Source organism: Nocardia wallacei (assembly GCF_014466955.1).
GTDB lineage: Bacteria > Actinomycetota > Actinomycetes > Mycobacteriales > Mycobacteriaceae > Nocardia > Nocardia wallacei.
On the sequence record NZ_AP023396.1, the window covers coordinates 4803735 to 4820502 of the forward strand.

16 protein-coding genes and 1 pseudogene are annotated in these 16768 nt (G+C 68.3%); 10 read left to right on the top strand and 7 right to left on the bottom strand.

Annotated features, from left to right (window positions below; genetic code table 11):
• Positions 1 to 16: 16 nt before the first annotated feature.
• The 3 genes from NWFMUON74_RS21050 (at position 17) to NWFMUON74_RS21060 (ending at position 3181) form a co-directional block, all read left to right on the top strand.
• Entirely contained in the window at positions 17 to 1552 is a 1536-nt protein-coding gene (locus NWFMUON74_RS21050; protein WP_187683556.1) for an aldehyde dehydrogenase family protein, read from the top strand.
• A 64-nt stretch (positions 1553 to 1616) separates the two neighbouring features.
• Positions 1617 to 2126, top strand: coding sequence for an SRPBCC family protein (locus NWFMUON74_RS21055; RefSeq protein WP_187689315.1), 510 nt, complete (start codon positions 1617 to 1619; stop codon positions 2124 to 2126).
• Positions 2127 to 2275: 149 nt separating this feature from the next.
• Positions 2276 to 3181, top strand: coding sequence for an NAD(P)-dependent oxidoreductase (locus NWFMUON74_RS21060; RefSeq protein WP_187683557.1), 906 nt, complete (start codon positions 2276 to 2278; stop codon positions 3179 to 3181).
• A gap of 188 nt (positions 3182 to 3369) precedes the next feature.
• Here NWFMUON74_RS21060 and NWFMUON74_RS21065 read toward each other — a convergent pair.
• Positions 3370 to 4158, bottom strand: a pseudogene (locus NWFMUON74_RS21065) (LLM class F420-dependent oxidoreductase); the annotation flags it as partial.
• Positions 4159 to 4263: 105 nt separating this feature from the next.
• On the opposite strand from NWFMUON74_RS21065, the gene NWFMUON74_RS21070 reads away from it, so the two are divergent.
• Together NWFMUON74_RS21070 and NWFMUON74_RS21075 are read left to right on the top strand one after the other, a co-directional pair.
• The gene (locus NWFMUON74_RS21070; protein ID WP_187683559.1) at positions 4264 to 5253 is read left to right on the top strand and encodes an IS481 family transposase; all 990 of its coding nucleotides are present in this window, start codon (positions 4264 to 4266) and stop codon (positions 5251 to 5253) included.
• Between the two features lie 25 nt (positions 5254 to 5278).
• Complete coding sequence (locus NWFMUON74_RS21075; protein WP_232110488.1) at positions 5279 to 5746, top strand: MerR family transcriptional regulator; 468 nt, start codon at positions 5279 to 5281, stop codon at positions 5744 to 5746.
• On the opposite strand, the gene NWFMUON74_RS21080 is transcribed toward NWFMUON74_RS21075, so the two are convergent.
• Entirely contained in the window at positions 5721 to 6206 is a 486-nt protein-coding gene (locus NWFMUON74_RS21080) for a hypothetical protein (RefSeq protein ID WP_187683560.1), read from the bottom strand. The two genes, NWFMUON74_RS21075 and NWFMUON74_RS21080, sit on opposite strands and share 26 nt — an antisense overlap.
• 150 nt (positions 6207 to 6356) lie before the next feature.
• Between NWFMUON74_RS21080 and NWFMUON74_RS21085 the strand changes: the two genes are divergently transcribed.
• From NWFMUON74_RS21085 to NWFMUON74_RS21100, 4 genes are all read left to right on the top strand, one after another.
• Positions 6357 to 7163 carry an LLM class flavin-dependent oxidoreductase gene (locus NWFMUON74_RS21085; RefSeq protein ID WP_187683561.1) on the top strand — a complete coding sequence of 269 codons (807 nt, stop codon included), beginning with the start codon at positions 6357 to 6359 and terminating at the stop codon, positions 7161 to 7163.
• Positions 7164 to 7234: 71 nt separating this feature from the next.
• The gene (locus NWFMUON74_RS21090; RefSeq protein WP_187683562.1) at positions 7235 to 8113 is read left to right on the top strand and encodes an RpnC/YadD family protein; all 879 of its coding nucleotides are present in this window, start codon (positions 7235 to 7237) and stop codon (positions 8111 to 8113) included.
• A 29-nt stretch (positions 8114 to 8142) separates the two neighbouring features.
• Complete coding sequence (locus NWFMUON74_RS21095; RefSeq protein ID WP_187683563.1) at positions 8143 to 9144, top strand: AraC family transcriptional regulator; 1002 nt, start codon at positions 8143 to 8145, stop codon at positions 9142 to 9144.
• 127 nt (positions 9145 to 9271) lie between these two features.
• On the top strand, positions 9272 to 10417 hold the full coding sequence (locus NWFMUON74_RS21100) for an acyl-CoA dehydrogenase family protein (protein WP_232110489.1): 1146 nt from the start codon (positions 9272 to 9274) through the stop codon (positions 10415 to 10417).
• 96 nt (positions 10418 to 10513) lie between these two features.
• On the opposite strand, the gene NWFMUON74_RS21105 is transcribed toward NWFMUON74_RS21100, so the two are convergent.
• Both NWFMUON74_RS21105 and NWFMUON74_RS36255 read right to left on the bottom strand, forming a co-directional pair.
• Complete coding sequence (locus NWFMUON74_RS21105; RefSeq protein WP_232110490.1) at positions 10514 to 10714, bottom strand: MerR family transcriptional regulator; 201 nt, start codon at positions 10712 to 10714, stop codon at positions 10514 to 10516.
• Positions 10715 to 10803: 89 nt separating this feature from the next.
• Complete coding sequence (locus NWFMUON74_RS36255; protein ID WP_232110491.1) at positions 10804 to 11232, bottom strand: hypothetical protein; 429 nt, start codon at positions 11230 to 11232, stop codon at positions 10804 to 10806.
• A 505-nt stretch (positions 11233 to 11737) separates the two neighbouring features.
• Between NWFMUON74_RS36255 and NWFMUON74_RS21115 the strand changes: the two genes are divergently transcribed.
• Positions 11738 to 12418, top strand: a complete 681-nt coding sequence (locus NWFMUON74_RS21115) for a hypothetical protein (RefSeq protein WP_187683564.1) — start codon at positions 11738 to 11740, stop codon at positions 12416 to 12418.
• Between the two features lie 13 nt (positions 12419 to 12431).
• Here the strand turns inward: NWFMUON74_RS21115 and NWFMUON74_RS21120 are convergent, their stop codons facing one another.
• The 3 genes from NWFMUON74_RS21120 to NWFMUON74_RS21130 form a co-directional block, all read right to left on the bottom strand.
• The gene (locus tag NWFMUON74_RS21120; RefSeq protein WP_187683565.1) at positions 12432 to 13808 is read right to left on the bottom strand and encodes an ABC1 kinase family protein; all 1377 of its coding nucleotides are present in this window, start codon (positions 13806 to 13808) and stop codon (positions 12432 to 12434) included.
• A 236-nt stretch (positions 13809 to 14044) separates the two neighbouring features.
• On the bottom strand, positions 14045 to 15055 hold the full coding sequence (locus NWFMUON74_RS21125) for an alpha/beta hydrolase (RefSeq protein ID WP_187683566.1): 1011 nt from the start codon (positions 15053 to 15055) through the stop codon (positions 14045 to 14047).
• Between the two features lie 237 nt (positions 15056 to 15292).
• Entirely contained in the window at positions 15293 to 16504 is a 1212-nt protein-coding gene (locus NWFMUON74_RS21130; protein WP_187683567.1) for an esterase/lipase family protein, read from the bottom strand.
• Between the last annotated feature and the right edge of the window lie 264 nt (positions 16505 to 16768).

The window sequence follows — 16768 nt, forward strand, 5'->3', positions numbered from 1 at the left end:
GTCGAGGAGAATTCCCATGGCCATCGTTCGCTCGATTCCGGGGACCGCCGAGGGTCGCCGCCGCCTGGCTCTGGACAGCCCGGTGGATCGGCGGCCGATCGATGAGATCGAGGTCGCCGATGCCGCCGAGGTGGCGGCCGTCGTCGCGAAAGCCCGTGCCGCGCAGCCGGGTTGGGCCGCGCGCGGCGTCGCCGAGCGCGCCGCCGTCCTGCGTTCCGCGGTCGAGGTGCTGGTGGCGCGCCGCGAGGAGATCATCGATACGGTGCACGCCGAGACCGGTAAGCCGCGCGTCGAGGCGCTCACCATGGAGATCGTCGCCGGGTGCGATTTCCTCAACCACTGGAGTGCGCGCGCCCGCCGCGATCTGCGCCCGCACCGGCAGCGGCTGCACGGCTATCTGCTGCCGCTGAAGAAGCTCTACATCGACTACCAGCCGCTGGGCGTGATCGGCGTGATCACCCCGTGGAACGGGCCGTTCATCCTCTCGCTCAATCCCGTCGTGCAGGCGTTGCTGGCGGGAAACTCGGTGGTCCTCAAGCCGTCGGAGGTCACACCCCGCTCGGGCGAGTGGGTGGTGCGGATCCTGCGCGAGGCGGGGGTACCCAACGATGTCGTGCAGGTGCTGCACGGTGACGGTGAGACCGGCGCCGCGCTGGTCGACGCGGAGATCGACAAGGTGTGCTTCACCGGCAGCGTCGGCACCGGGCGCAAGATCGCCGCGTCGTGCGCGCAGCGACTGCTGCCCTACACCCTCGAACTCGGCGGCAAGGACGCCATGATCGTCTGCGCCGACGCCGACCTCGAACGCGCGGCGGCGGGCGCGGTGTATCTGTCGATGTTCAACACCGGGCAGGTGTGCATGAGCGTCGAGCGGATCTATGTGGTCGATTCCGTCGCCGACGAATTCGTCCGGCTGGTGACCGAGCAGGCGGCCGCCGTCACCTACGGTCCGGGCGCGGCCGATATGGGACCGCTGTTCTGGGATCGCCAGCTCGACGTGGTCACCAGGCATATCGAGGACGCGAAGGCCAAGGGCGCCGACATCGCCGTCGGCGGTTCGCCCGCCGCGGGCAACGGGTTGTACTTCCAGCCCACGGTCGTCGTCGGCGCCACGCACGAGATGCGGCTCATGACCGAGGAGACCTTCGGGCCGGTGGTGGCGATCACCCGCGTGCGCGACGAGGACGAGGCGATCCGGCTCGCCAACGACAGCCGCTACGGCTTGAGCGGTTCGGTGTTCACCAAGGACGCCGCCAAGGCGAGGCGTATCGCGTCGCGGCTGGTCACCGGATCGGTTGTGCACAACGACGCGTCGGTCATCTACGGAGTCGCCGAGGCGCCGTTCGGCGGACGGAAGGAAAGCGGAGTGGGCCAGGTCAACGGCACCGGCGCGCTGCGCGGATTCACCCACCCCCAGCCGGTGCTGATCGACCGGTGGCAGACCAAGAAGGAAAGCGTCTGGTACCCGTACTCGGAGAAGACGCAGCGCAGCCTCGAGGCAGTGGTGCGGTACGGGTTCGGTACCCGGCTGGGGCGGCGGTTCCTTTCCTGACCCTGTGTCGGCCGAAACGCCACTGCCGCAAGCACTTTCACCGAGAGAGGCCCGAATGTCCACCCTGCACCCGTGCGAGCGCGTCGATGCGAGCTTCGCCGACACCGCACCGCACCGCTACTCCAACAGCGTCGAGCTGAACGTCACCCCCGAGCAGGTGTTCGAGGTACTCGCCGACGCCTCGGCCTGGCCCAGGTGGGCCACGGTGATCACCGATGTCACCTGGACCAGCCCGGAGCCGCGTGGCATCGGCACCACGCGCACGGTGCGGATGCGGGCCGGGATCGTCGGCAATGAGGAGTTCCTCGCGTGGGAGCCACACAGCCACTTGGCTTTTCGCTTCAACGAGTGCTCCACGAAGGGCATCCGGGCCTTCGCCGAGGACTACCGCATCGTCCCCACACCCACCGGCTGCCGCCTCACCTGGACCATGGCCATGTCGGGAGACCGCCCGACCTCGGTCTCCCTCCGCCTGTTCGCGCCGTTGATGAACGCGACCTTCCGCCACTTCCTGCGCAAGCTCCGCACACTCACCGATCAGCGCTTCGCCCCGGTGACCTCTCCGCGCACGTAGTTGCGCGCATGCCCTGCAGAATCACCGAACCGGTCATCGACCGCGGAAGGTAGTCGTCATGTCGTGATGCAGGCCACACTGGACCTCGAGTCCGGTTCAGCTCTTAGCGTCGTTCACCGGGACCTTCAGCTCGAACGACGAGGAGCATCATGAGCACCATCGAAGGCGGCACCGACCCGGCAACCACCGTGACCGTGCTGGGACTCGGCGCCATGGGATCCGCGATCGCCGGTGTGTTCGTCGACCGCGGATATCGCACGACGGTGTGGAACCGGACCGCGAGTAAGACCGCGCCACTGGTCGACGCCGGCGCCACGGCCGCCGCGACCGCGGCCGAAGCGGTGGCCGCGAGCCGGCTCGTCGTGGTCTGCCTGCTCGACAGCACCGCGGTCGACGAGGTACTGAAATCGGTCGATGCCGCGATCGCGGGCAAGGTGCTGGTGAATGTCACCAGTGGCGCTCCGGCCCAGGCGCGGGCCAACGAACGCTGGGCGAACGAGCGCGGCGCCGAATACCTCGACGGCAAGCTCATGGGTGATCCCCCGTACGTGGGCACACCGGATATCCTGTTGCCCTTCAGCGGATCCCGCAGCGCCTTCGAGACCTACGAGCCGATGTTGCGGACGCTGGGCACCATCACCTACCACGGTGCCGACTCCGGCGCGGCCGCAGTGGAATTCATGGCCCAGGTCGCGGTGGGCTACGAGTTGCTCCTCGGTTTCCTGCACACGCTCAGGCTGGTGCGGGCCGAGGGATTCGACGTCGCGGAGTTCGCCGAACGCGTCGCGGGGTCGGTGGCCGCCTACCCCGCCTTGCTCACCGCGATCGGCCGAGCGGTCCGCGACGGCGACTACCCGCCGGACCTCGGCCCCCTGCATGTCCAAGCGGCACTGATGGACGACCTGATCAGCCATCGCGAATCGGTCGGCGTGGAAGCCGCCCGCATGCGCGAGGTCAAGCACCTGATGGATCACCGCATCGCCGAAGGCCACGGCCACCAAGGCTTTTCGAGCCTGTTCGAGGAAATACCCGACCATCGCTCCGCTACCAGCTGACCGGAAGCCGCCGCACCCCGAGGACCCCAGCGAATCCGGGCGCATCACGATATCGCCTGCGAGCCGCAAACCCGGGAACCCGAATATCAACGCGGGCAGAGCGATTCGCAGCCCGACCCGGGCCAGCCGCCTGCCCGAGCGCTGATGAATGCCGTATCCGAACCCTCGGCCGGGCTGCCCGGCGGCAATCAGATGTCGCGGGTGATCTCGGAGAATCGGTCGAGTTCGCGGAGAGTCGCGTCGCGGGGCAGGACCGGGACGATGCCGAGCAGGGTGCGGTGAATGCCCAAATCCGCCAGGCGGTTCAGTTCGCCCGGTCGCGGGTCGAAGACCGTCGCGATGACCGGTACCGGTGTCCGGCCGCGGTCCTCGGCCAGACGACGCAGCTCGGCGATTCCCTTCGCCAGTTCCTCGAGGGGGATGCCGACCGGTGCCAGCCAGCCGTCGGCGTGATCGAGGATGCGTTCGTGGGTGGACGGGCCCCAGCCGCCCAGCCACACCGGTGGGCGCGGCCGCTGGACCGGTTTCGGCCAGGAGTACAGCGGATCGAAATCCACGAATTCGCCATGGAATTCGGCCTGCTGCTCGGTCCAGATCGCGGTCATCGCCAGCAGCCGCTCGCGCTGCAACGCGACGCGCGTGCGGGGATCGGTGCCATGGTTGCGCATTTCCTCCCGCAGCCAACCGACACCGACGCCGAGTTCGAACCGGCCGCCCGACGCGGCGTCCAGACTCGCCACCTCCTTGGCGAGAATGATCGGGTCGCGCTGCACCACCAGCGTGACCGCGGTGCCGACCCGCAATCGCCGGGTCCGCGCGGCGGCGAACGCCAGCGAGACGAACGGGTCGAGATTGCGGTAGTAGTCCCGCGGGATCTCGTCGCCGCCGGGATACGGCGTGGTGACCGTCACCGGGATGTGCGTGTGCTCGGCCACGAACAGCGACTCGAAGCCGCGATCCTCCACTGCCTGGGCTAGTTGTACTGACCACGGACGTTGGTGACGGCGTGGCGAGCTGACATGGCGAAGACCTCCGAGTGAAGTGAGAGCTGTCTAGGAACTCATTCACTGCCGGAGGTCTTCGTGTCCCACCGTAATGCCCCGCTCTCGGAGTTGGGCCGGTTACGTCTTGCTCGTTGTGTCGTCGAGGACGGCTGGCCGTTGCGGCGGGCCGCGGAAAGATTCCAGGTCTGCCACACCACCGCCAAACGGTGGGCAGACCGCTACCGGGTCGACGGCGCGACCGCGATGGCCGATCGATCCAGCTGCCCGCATCGCAGCCCGGCGCGGACCCCGACCCGCACCGAACGCCGCATCATCAAGGTCCGGGTCCTGCGCCGGTGGGGGCCGGCCCGCATCGCCTACCTGCTCGGATTGAATCCCTCGACAGTGCACCGGGTTCTGCGACGCTACCGGCTGAGCAGGTTGAGTTGGCTCGACCGCGCTACCAGCACACCGGTGCGCCGCTACGAACACGACCGCCCTGGTGATCTGATCCATGTCGATGTCAAGAAACTCGGCAAGATCCCCGACGGCGGCGGCCATCGCAAACTCGGTCGCAGCGTGGGGCGGCGAAACTGGCAGGCCCACAAACCCACCGCCGAACGCAACGGCTACGGCAACCCCCGCCACGGCTACCACTATCTGCATACCGCGCTCGATGATCATTCCCGGCTGGCCTACAGCGAGATCCTGGCCGATGAACGCAAAGACACCGCTGCCGCATTCTGGACCCGCGCTGCCGCATGGTTCGCCGTCAACGGCATCAGGATCCGAAAAGTGTTGACTGACAACGGATCCTGCTATCGATCCCGCACCTTCGCCGAGGCCCTCGGGCCGGTCGTTCATAAACGCACTCGTCCCTACTGCCCTCAAACCAATGGCAAGGTTGAGCGGTTCCATCGCACCCTGGCTGACGAATGGGCCTACGCCCGGCTCTACCGCAGCGACTCCGAACGATGCACAGCCTTCACGACCTGGCTACACACCTACAATCACCACCGCGGCCACACCGCACTCGCAGGCCACCCGCCAGCCAGCCGCGTTGCGAACCTCTCAGGTCAGTACAGCTAGTTCGCCGGGTCCGATGCTCTCGTCGGTGACGCCGGTGAAGATTCCGATCCGCATGCGGGCTACCGTAAACATTGACACCAGCGTCAAGGTCAAGGTGAACGATATGCGGATCGGTGAACTCGCGCGGCGGACCGGAACCAGCACCCGCGCACTGCGCCACTACGAGCAGCAGGGGTTGCTGACCACGACGCGACAAGGCAACGGCTACCGCAGCTTCGACGATTCCGCCGCGGAAACGGTGTTGCGAATCCGCGCCTTGCTGGCGGCAGGTTTGACCACCGAGGTCATCGGCCGGGTATTGCCGTGCACCCGCGACAGCACCCCGCGTGTCGAGCCCTGCGACGAAGTCGTGGCGATCCTGCGCTCGGAGATCGACCGAATGGACACGCTCGCTTCGCATCTCGCCCGCTCACGCGAGCTGCTCGCCTCGATTCTGGTCGAATCCGGTGTGCCGCAAGGGCACCCGGTCAGGCCGGGGCGGGCACGTCGATGATCAGCTCCGCCGGGTTGGGGTTCGTGCTCACCTGGACAGCGACTCGGCCGGAGCCGTCGAGGGTGAAAAACGCGGCGTGCCAACCGTAGTGGCCGTCGTACTGGGTGTTGCGCGTCTCGGTCAGGTTCGCGCCGGTGTCCAGGTTCCGCATCGTGACGGTGGTGGAGATTTCGCAGTTGCCGCCCGGCGATCCGGACAGCGAGCCCAGCGGGTTGGGGTCGGGGGTGAAGTTCACCGTCACCCTGGCCGAGCTGTCGATGAAGTTGGCGAACTCGCCCGCCTGCTGCCCCCGACTGGCGGACACCTCGGCGGTGACCTTGCCCGAGCACCCCGGCGTCGACCCGTTGACCTGGGCGGGCTCGAAATACAACGGGTCAGCGGACGCCGGGCCGGTCGGCACGAAGAACACCAGAATCGGCAGGATCGGCGCTGCCACGACCTTCAGTACGCCACGCTTCACGACTTCCGTCCTTCCTCGCGCCCCACAGGGATCGGGCAACTCCAGCGAACCGGCCTTACGGTACCCGCCCGGAAGGTGACACGCCGAGGCTCCGATGAGTTCGGGATACCGGCGTCGTCTCTGAATACACCGCACAGGAAGGACTCCATCATGCCGAGACCGATTCGATTCGGGGTCGTCGCCCCGCTCATGAGCGACCTGCCGACATGGCGCGATCGGGTGCGGCGCATCGCCGACAGCGGTTACTCGACGCTGCTGGTGCCCGACTTCCCGCTCACCCAACCGGCGCCCGGACCGTTGCTGGCCACCGCCGCGGCACTGACCGACCTGCGCGTGGGCACCTGGGTGTACGCCTCCCCGTTCCGCCCGGCCTGGCTGACGGCGTGGGAGGCGCACTCGCTGTCGCTGCTCACCGACGGCCGCTTCGAGATGGGCATCGGCACCGGCAGACCGGGCATCGAGGACGAGCTGCGCGAGAAGGGCGTGCCCGGCGTGCCACCACCGAGCGAGCGGCTGGCCCAGATCCGGGACACCGTCACCCGACTGCGGGAGTTCGACGGCCCGGACCGCCACACGCCCGTGGCGATGGCCGTGATCGGCCCGAAGGCCCGGGCGCTGGCGGCCGAGGTCGCCGACACGGTCACCTTCGTGCTGGGAGATCAGCCGCGCGGCGAAGTCGAGCGGCTGGCGCGCGACTTCCGCCACCGCGAGGACATCGAACTCGCGCTCGCCGTGCCGGTCATCGGCGACGCCGTCGCGCCGCACATGGCGCCACCCGACACCGACACCGCCGCCCTGCACGCGGCCGACGCGGTGACCGCGCTGCCGGACGACCCGGCCGCCGCGGCCGAGGAGATCCAGCGCCGCCACGAGGAGATCGGCTTCTCCTACTTCGTCTTCGGTGCCGACTTCGCCGAGAGGTTCGCTCCGGTCGTCGCCGACCTCGCCGGACGCTAGGCACGAAGCCCCGGCGAAGAACCATCGCTCAGTTCGAACATATTTTCGAATCTCGAGCTATTCTCGTCGGCATGGTCAGCTCCCGCCACGAGGCGATGCACCGGATCTTCCGTCATGACCCGGGGGTTTTCGCCCGCGCCTTCCGCGCCTTGGATCTGCCGTTCCCCGACCCGGTTTCGGTCGATCTGATGCCGACCGACCTCACCGAGATCGCGCCGCTCGAGCGCCGTGTCGACAGCCTGTTACGAATCGGCACGGCCGAGGGCGCGTTCCTGCTGCTGGTCGAGGCGCAGAGTCAGGACGATCCGGACAAACCCGCCGCCTGGGCCTACTACGTCGCCCACGCGCACAGCAAATACCGCCTGCCCGTGATTCTCCTGGTGGTCTGCCACGACAAGGTGACCGCACTCTGGGCCGCCTCGCCGCCGACCATCGGGCTGCCGCTCTGGCCCAGTCTCACCATCCGCCCACTGGTGCTGGGCCCCGACAATCTCCCCGTGTTGATCGACACCGCATCGGCGGCCGAAGACATCCCCCTGGCCTCGCTCGCCGCTATCGCGCACGCCAAACACCCGCGCATCGGTGACATACTGACAGCACTGGCCACCGCCTTGAAAGAGATCGGCGACGAGACCGACCGCGCCATTCTCGCCGAACTCACCGAACTCGGCCTGGGCCGCACCCCGGCCGCCCGGATCTGGAGGCAGTTGATGACCGACCTGTCGTTCTTCCGCTCGGAGTCTTCGCAGTTGCTGCGTGCCGAAGGGCGCGTCGAGGGACGCGTCGAGGGTATCGCGGGCAGCATTCTACGGATCCTGGCGCGGCGCGGCGTCCCGGTGCCCGAGGCGGCCCGCGAGCGCATCACCGCCTGCGACGACGTGGAACTGCTCCACACCTGGCTCGACCGCGCCGTCGACGCCACCTCCGTGGAGCAGGTCTTCGGCGGTTAGCGGCTCCGCGCGGTTGCTACGGTCTGCGGGTGACCTCGACCGACGCCGGATACACGCTGCCCATCGCGCGGGTGCTGGCCATGGTCGAACTCGCGCAGGCACGCGGATGGGACGTGGCCGACATGCTCGGCGCGGCCGGAATCTCGCCGGAACTGCTGGCCGAGGGCCGGTCCCGCGTCACGGTCGACCAGACGGTGCGGATGGTGCAGCGGCTGTGGCGCGCCACCGATGACGAATTGTTCGGTCTCGGACTGCATCCCATGCCGCGCGGCACCTTCCGGCTGGTGTGTTTCGCGTTGATCGGGGCCACCGACGTGGGTGCGGCGATCCGGCGGTTCGTCGGCTTCCAGAAGTCGCTGCCCGGCTTTCCGCCGCTGACGCTGACCGTCGAGGGCGAGGTTGCCCGCCTGGCCTTCGACATCGGCGCGGTGCGCAACCCGGTCGGCCTGATCATCGACACCATGCTGACCGTGACCCACCGCTTCCTGGGCTGGGCGGCCGGCGGCCGGATCCTGCTGCGCCGCGTCGAAGTCCCCTATCCCCCTTCGGGTCTCGACGACTACGACCTGATATTCGGTGCGCCCGTGGTGTTCTCGGCGCCCGCCCCGGCACTGGTGTTCGACACCGCACAGCTGACCGCCCCGCTGGTGCGCGACGAGGACGACCTGCTGGCCTTCCTGCGTGACGCCCCGTCGGCCGTGATCGGCCGCCGCCACTATTCGCTGTCGCTCAGCGCTCAGGTGCGCCATATCCTCGAACGCGGCCGCACCGGCGCGTGGCCGACCCTCGACGAGGTCGCCGCGCAGCTGGCGATGAGCCCGTCGACGCTGCGCCGCAAGCTGCGCGAGGAACACACCTCGGCCCGCGAGATCCGCGAGCAGATCCTGCGCGACGCCGCCGTCGCGAGCCTGGTCCGCGGCGAGGAGACGGTGGCCGCGCTGTCGCGACGGCTCGGGTTCTCCGAACCGAGCGCGTTCTCCCGCGCGTTCCGGCGCTGGACCGGCAGCCCGCCCGGCTCCTACCAGCGCTGAGCATCCGCCACACCCGCGATGCCGCGACTCGAGCGGTCCGGTCAAGGAAACGAGCGGTGCGGTCATTGGCGCTCGGTCACGGCACCGCCAGCATCGGAGGCACGCATTCGAACAGAGGAGTTCCGCCGTGCCTTTGCACCGTTCACCCTGGATGGACGAGGATCTGGACGCGCTGGCCGAACTGGCGCGCCAGTTCTTCGAGAAGGAGTGCGCGCCCAACGAGGACCGGTGGGGCCGCCAGCACCACGTGGACCGCGAGGTCTGGAACAAGGCCGGTGACGTCGGGCTGCTGTGCCTGAGCATCCCGGAGGAATACGGCGGGGGCGGCGGCACTTTCGCGCACGAGGCGGTGGTGGCGATCGAGCAGACCCGGGCGCTGGCGCCCAGCCTCGGCAACCCGGTGCACTCCACGATCGTCGCGCACTACATCAACTCCTACGGTACCGAGGAGCAGAAGCGGGCCTGGCTGCCGAAGATGGCGAGCGGGGAGATCGTCGGGGCGATCGCCATGACCGAACCCGGCACGGGATCGGATCTGCAGAACATCCGCACCCGGGCGGCCGTGGACGGCGACGACTACGTCATCAACGGGGCCAAGACCTTCATCTCCAACGGCCTGCTCGCCGATCTGGTGATCGTCGCCGCCAAGACCGGTGAAGGCAAAGGGGCGGAGAGCGTTTCGCTCATCGCGGTGGAGACCACTCGCGACGGCTTCCGGCGCGGGCGCAACCTGGAGAAGGTGGGCCAGCACGGGCAGGACACCTGCGAGCTGTTCTTCGATGACGTGCGGGTGCCGAAGACGAACCTGCTCGGCACCGCCGAGGGGCTCGGTTTCATCCAGCTCATGCAGCAGTTGCCGCAGGAGCGGCTGATCCTCGCCGTCGCGGCGGCGGGCGCCATCGAGAAGTCGGTGGAGCTGACGATCGCCTACACCAAGGAGCGCGAGGCCTTCGGCAAGCCGATCTTCAAGTTCCAGAACACCCAGTTCGTGCTGGCCGAATGCGACACCATCAAAAGCGTGGCCTGGGCGTTCACCGACGACTGCATCGCCAAGCATCTGCGTGGCGAACTGGACGTCCCCACCGCCGCGAAGGCGAAGTGGTGGCTCACCGAGCAACAGTGCCGCGTCGCCGACGAATGCCTGCAACTGTTCGGCGGCTACGGCTACATGGCCGAATACCCCATCTCCCGCGCCTTCACCGACGCCCGCATCCAGAAGATCTACGGCGGCACCAACGAGATCATGAAGGTCATCATCGGCCGGAGCCTGTGATCGACGTTGCCGCATGCGGTCGAATTCTTCTTGTGTGAGTGGCTGATTCATGTGGATGAGATCGGAGTCGGGTTCGGCCGCGAGCAAGTCCGCGATCTACTCGAGCGGAAAACCGAAGTCGCGCAAGGCGACAATGCGGTGCAGCCGCCGGACGTCGGCCTCGGCGTAGCAGCGATGCCCGCCCGAGGTTCGCGACGACGGCGGGAGCAGGCCGAGCCGGTCGTAGTGATGGAGCGCTCGGACGGTCACGCCGGTTTCCCGGGCCAGGTCGCCGATCCGCCACATTCGCTCGTCCATGGCCGCCTCCTGTCGGTGTGCGGTTTCCACGCTAGAACCTGACGTAACGTCGGGTTCAAGGGTGAATTCGCGACCTCCGGCGGCGTCGTCTACTCGGTGGTGAGTTCGGCGAGAGCGTCGGCGGCGTCGCGGTTGCCGCCCGCGGCGAGGCGGCGCAGTTCGATGAGGTCGTGCTGTTCGGCGGCCAGCTGGACCAGTTCGTCGACGGCGTCGGAATTGCCCTGCTCGGCCCAGCGGCGTAGTTCGCTCATGTCGCCGCGTTCGACGGCCAGTTCGATCAGCGCGTCGACGGCGTCACGGCTGCCTCGGTCGGCCAGGTGCCGTAGCTCGTCCACGTCGTCGCGCTCGCTCGCGAGCTCGACCAGGTGGTCTGCGGCGTCGGGGTAGCCGCGATCGGCCCAGGTGCGCAGTTCGGCCAGATCCTCGCGCGCGGCGGCCGCCTCGATCAACTCGGCGATCGCGTCACTGTCCCCGCCGGCCGCGCGGGTTCGCAGCTCGGTCAGTTCGGGATCGGTCATGCGGTACGCCCCTTTCGATGGTCCCCAGGCGGATCTCCGACTCCGACCGAGCATATTCCGCCGCGGCCGCGGCTCGGGGATTGCCCGACACGTCCCGCCCGCCGGGATGTTGCGATCCGGAAGTCGCGGCCCCGCCATACAATCCACCCGGCGCGCAAAGTCCCGGCCGAGAGCGTGCCGGAAACAGCAACGGCACATCGGGACGACTGGGCCAGCACGCCGAAATGGCGGTGGAGCACCCCGGGACAGCAAGGCGGAGCGCCCCGGAACAGCAAGGCGGAGCACACCGGAAGAGCAGGGCGGGATGACCGCGACGCACAGCGGTTTTCGGGAGCACGGGAGCACGGGAGCACGGGAGCACGGGAGCACGGGAGCACGGGAGCACGGGAGCACGGGAGCACGGGAGGATAGCCGAAGACCGGGACGACGCGGCGAGGCCAGCGCTACGAAGCCGAGAGCGGGCTGGGCCCGGATCGAAACACCGCGGGGCGAACGAGGAGGGCGTATGAGTGGCACGCGGATTATGGGAGTTCTCGCGGCACTGGCGGTTTCGCTTGGCGTGGGGCCGGTTGCGGCACCCGCGCACGCGGGGCCTGCCGACTGTGTGGCGGGTGATCCGCTGCGGCCCGAGGCGGAGCTGTTCGCCACCGACAACACGGCCACCATCACCGACCCGGGCGATGCGCGGTTGCGCGACCGGCTGGAGGTTTTCGAGCTCCAGGTCGACGGCATCGCGTTGCAGCAGCTCGTCCTGCCGGTCGGCTCGACACTGGTCAGCGGCGTGTTCTGGTCCGACACACAGCAGCGGGCCACCTATGAGCGGTCGCGCGCCTTCCACCTGGCCTGCCTGGCCGGGCCCGACCTGCGGCGTGTCGCGGAGCGGGTGCGCACGCAGTTCCGCCAGGAGTCGGTGCTGACCTTCGAGCCGTTGCCCGCCGACTCCCCCGCCCGCGACGCCTTCACCGTCGAGGTACCCGGCATCGACGTCACCCGCTTCCACGATGCCCTGGTCTCCGATCCACAGGCTCGCGATCGTCTCGCCGGCGGCTCGGTCACCGAGGACAACACCCTCATCCTGATCGCCGACCTCGCCGACCTTCCGCTGGTCCAGCGCTTCGTCACCGGGCTCGGCGCCACCTGGAACCCGGCCGAGATCCGTTACGGCGACCGCGAATTCGTGGAGTGATACGGACAGCCGCTCAGTCCGGCAGGTCGATCCCCTGCTCGGCGGCCTTGGCGGCCACCTCCTCGGGAAAGATGTTGCGGAACAGGTAGAGATCCTGCCCCAGGCGCCAGCCGGGCGCCAGCGCCACCGCGTACCGTTCGAAATATCCGAGCTGCTTGCCCATCAGCATGAGCTGCTCGGGACCGGAGGCCCCGCGGCGCTTGCCGAATTCCACCATGCGGGCGGCGACCTTGCCCATGTCCAGCTGAGCCAGCTTGCCCGACAGCACCGGCGCCAGCGCGGTCGCCAGCTGCCGCCCGATGGTGGCGTCGTCGCCGGCATCGCCGTCGACCAGATCCAGCTCCCGCAGCGCCCGCGCGACCGGTCGGAAGTCGCCGTCGATGGCGCTGGCGTGGAACAGCGCGCCCACGAACTCCCGCCACTGCGGGGTCATCTTGCCGACGATGCCGAAGTCGAGCATGGCCGCCCGGCCGTCCTCGAGCAGCCACAGGTTGCCCGCGTGCACGTCGCCGTGGAAGAGCCCGTGCACCACAACACTTTCCACCCACGCCTTCACCAGGCGGCGGATCAGCAGTTCCGGATCGGGATGCACCGCGCGGATGTCGTCGAAACGGTCCAGCGGCATACCGCGCATGCGTTCCATGCACAGCACACGAGGTCCGCAGTAGTCCCAGTACACCTCGGGCACAACGACATTCGCGTTGTCGCCGAAGGCGCGCAGGTGGGCGCGGGCGCGGGTCTGGTTGTCGGCCTCGTTGCGGAAGTCCAGCTCGGCGACGGTGGTCTCGTACAGATCGCGCACCACGCCCTCGGCGTTGGCGATGCGGGCGTTCTCCGAGCGCTTCTGCATCATGCCCGCCAGCCGGTACGCCGCGCGCAGGTCGACGATCATGCGCCGCGCGATATCGGGCCGCTGCACCTTCACCACGGCGGGCCGACCGTCGGCGAGCACGCAGCCGTGCACCTGCGCGACCGACGCCGCCGACAGCGGCACATCGTCGAATTCCCGGAACAGTTCGGCGACGGGCCGCCCCAGGTCGGCTTCGATGATGGCCCGCGCGTCGACCGCGGGGAACGGCGGCACGTCGTCGAGACAGCGCAGGCACGCGTCGGTCAGCTCCCGCGGGAACGACGCGGGTGACGAGGCGATCAGCTGCCCGAGTTTGACGAACATCGGGCCGAGCGTCTCGAACCCGTCGACCACGCCGTCGGCCATGGCACGCCGCCGCTTCGGGCGGCGCAGTCCACCGCGCACGACCCGACGGGTCACCGCCGCACCGAGCACGGTCCCGATGACGGCGGTCCGCCGGAATTCGGAGAAGCCGAACTTGTCCAGGGCGGGCCGCCGGACCTCGGTCTCGGGCACGGTGTCGGTCTCGAGCGCCGTCACCGCGCGCCGCCGATCGCCGGGCGCCCACCGTCCCGGGGGACGTGCTCGCCCGTAACGCTGTCCGCTGTTGTCTCGTGGCCCGCTGCTCGGCTCATCTGCACCGCTCCGACCGCCTTGTCGCTCTCGTTCGAAACGCCGACGTTCGACATTCCCCGGCGCCTGCCCTGGGCGGCGCCGGCTCGGCTGTACGACGGAAGTCTACGACGATTCCGCCGCGGGACCTGGCAGGCGCCGGGTCAGGCGGGCACGCCGAGCCCCGAGGCCAGCACGGGCCACGACCGCTTCAGCGCATCCTGCCAGTACCCCCAGGAGTGCGTGCCGGTGGGTTCGAAGTCGAAGGTCGCGGGGATCGCGAGCTGCCCGAGCCTGGTCTGCAGATTGTGCGTGCAGTAGTCGACCGCGGCCTCGATGACCCCGCCGATGAGCAGCTGATTCACGTAGCCGCGCGGACCGGGCTGCATGTGGCTGCCGTTGTAGACGTCGTACAGCCCGGGGACGCCGGTGCCGCTGGAGATGAACAGCTGCAGCCCGCGCAGGCCCTCGGCGTGCAGGTACGGATCGTTCTCCGCCCACATCGGGTCGTTGTCCGGGCCGTACATGTTGACCGTGTCGCCGCCGCCCCAGGTCTCCACCGACAGCTTCACGAACTGGCGGCCGATCGGGTCGCTGATCTGGGCGCAGCCACTGTAGGCGGCCACCGCCCGGTACAGGCCCGGCTTGGCGATCGGCAGCTGCAACACCGAGGTGCCCGAGGTGGACAGGCCCGCCACCGCGTTCGCGCCGGTGGTGGCGAACTCGGCGTCGATCAGCGGCGGCAGTTCCTCGGTGAGGAACGTCTTCCATTTGTACACACCGAGTTTCGGGTCCGGCGCGCGCCAGTCGGTGTAGTAGCTCCACTTGCCGCCGACCGGCTGCACCACGTAGGTCTGTTTGTCCGCGAGGAATTTCAGCACGTCGGTGTTGCGCTGCCAGGTGGCCGTATCCTGGCCGCCCCCACCGCCGTTGAGCAGATACAGCACCGGCGCGGGCGCTTCGGCGTCGGCCGGGCGCTGCACGTTCACCATGATGTCGGTGTTCATCGCCGCCGAGTGCACCCGCAGTTGCACGGTGCGCCCGTCGACCGGCCACGATCCGGTGACCGCCGACCCGTCCGGGGCCTCCGCCGCGGCCGGCGCCGCCCCCAGCAGGGCGCCGACCGCGACGGCGACAGCGGGAATCACGCTGCCCCGCAGTAGTTTCCGGATCATCGGTGTTTCTCCTGTTCTGATGGTTCCGCGGCCGGGACAGGCCGGTGCCCGCCGGGCGGTGTGGGTTGGGTGCACCGCCCGGCGGGCCGGTTGCCGCCGTCCGTGACCGTCGCGCACGGGATAACGGAGTGGGCCGGCGAGCCCATCCCGCGCGGACGTGACGGCGGGGTAGTGCCCGGCGGGACGCGTTGGGGTATCAGGGAATTCGCGTCCCGCCGGGCACCGGTCACATGGTCGTCAGAGCTTGCCGCCCCCGCCGAGCAACCACGGGTTGAAGGTGCACTGCAGCGGCTGTGACGGATCGAGGGTGTTGAGAATGATCGACAACGCCCGCGGGGAATACATCAACGTCAGATGATCGGACAGATCCTGCTCACACCCGTCCTGCAGGGTGATATTACGAACCGTCGCACCCGGCCCCGCCGTCAAGAACGTCGAATCATACGGCGTCGTGATCTCGTCATAACGCGTACCGACCACCGTGTAATCCACACCCGGCACCGTGTCACCACCCGCATTCAGCGTGTTGATGAAATCCGAGCCCACCGTCTGCTGAATCCCCGAATGACCCACGAAGATCTCCACCAGACCCAGCACATCGATACCGAAATTGTTGATCGCCCGCCCCAACGCCCCGATACCCAGCAACGTCGTACCATGATTCGTCGCACCGAAAGTCAGCAGATGATGCACCTTCGACGCACCACCCTCGAACTTCAGATACTGCCGCGACACCGCCCCACCCTGCGAATGACCGACGATGTTCACCTTCTGCGCACCCGTCGCCGTCAACACCCGATCCACGAACACCGCGATCTGCTTCGCCGAATCCTGAATCAACCCCGTCCCGTTCGCACCCGGCAACACCGACCCCAGACCACCCCCCTCCACCAGATTCGACTGACCATAATTGAACGTGAACACGCAATGACCCGCATCATGAATCGGCTGCGACACGAACGCGAAGTTGTTGTACGCGTTCTCCCACGTCCCATGGATCAACACCACCGGCTCGGGATGCTCCGCGGTCGGCTTGCAATTCCAATCATTGCTCCCCGGCGGCGCCACATTCGGATTCAGCAACCCGTAACCGAACGCCGCCAGAAACGCCGTCGACGCCGGACCGAACCCCACCGTGTCCGACGAATGCCCACCCGACGAGCCCGAACTCGACCCCGAACCCCCATAACAGTCACCCGAACCATTACCCGACCCCGCCCCACTACCGGACGTGCACGCCGACCCCGAACTGCCCGCACTGCCCGTATCAGCGATCGGATGCGCGGCCGGATCCTTCAAACCCCGCCCGATCACATCGGCCAACTGCTGCTCGCTGGACGCCGAGCCGGGATCGGCGCCGGCGTCGACACCCCCGAAGCCCATTGCGAGCAGCGAAACTCCCACGAGTACCGCGGCACTCAACGGCCTGCGGCGGGTACTTCGTCTCATTCCATGCCTTCCTGCAGAACCACAGCGTTCTCCAGCCCTGGGTGCCGGTGGTGATGACGGCCGACCCGGACTGCGCTCAAACGCTAGGTCGGCGGAACGGCGCCGGATACGAACTACAGCACGATCTTCGAAATCTCACGAGCGGCGCGCGGGAGCGCAGTGAAAGTTCACCACCACCGAAATTCGCGGCGGCACGGCATCACATCGGTAAGGGGCTGTCGCATTCACAACGGGTGCGCAGTACCGACCGTGAGTTGTCCAGCG

Excerpts from the sequence above, each read along its gene's own strand:
- NWFMUON74_RS21050 (WP_187683556.1), top strand. The coding sequence starts at position 17 with ATGGCCATCGTTCGCTCGATTCCGGGGACCGCCGAGGGTCGCCGCCGC.
- NWFMUON74_RS21060 (WP_187683557.1), top strand. The coding sequence starts at position 2,276 with ATGAGCACCATCGAAGGCGGCACCGACCCGGCAACCACCGTGACCGTG.
- NWFMUON74_RS21085 (WP_187683561.1), top strand. The coding sequence starts at position 6,357 with ATGCCGAGACCGATTCGATTCGGGGTCGTCGCCCCGCTCATGAGCGAC.
- NWFMUON74_RS21090 (WP_187683562.1), top strand. The coding sequence starts at position 7,235 with ATGGTCAGCTCCCGCCACGAGGCGATGCACCGGATCTTCCGTCATGAC.
- NWFMUON74_RS21105 (WP_232110490.1), bottom strand. The coding sequence starts at position 10,714 with ATGGACGAGCGAATGTGGCGGATCGGCGACCTGGCCCGGGAAACCGGC.
- NWFMUON74_RS36255 (WP_232110491.1), bottom strand. The coding sequence starts at position 11,232 with ATGACCGATCCCGAACTGACCGAGCTGCGAACCCGCGCGGCCGGCGGG.
- NWFMUON74_RS21115 (WP_187683564.1), top strand. The coding sequence starts at position 11,738 with ATGAGTGGCACGCGGATTATGGGAGTTCTCGCGGCACTGGCGGTTTCG.
- NWFMUON74_RS21125 (WP_187683566.1), bottom strand. The coding sequence starts at position 15,055 with ATGATCCGGAAACTACTGCGGGGCAGCGTGATTCCCGCTGTCGCCGTC.
- NWFMUON74_RS21130 (WP_187683567.1), bottom strand. The coding sequence starts at position 16,504 with ATGAGACGAAGTACCCGCCGCAGGCCGTTGAGTGCCGCGGTACTCGTG.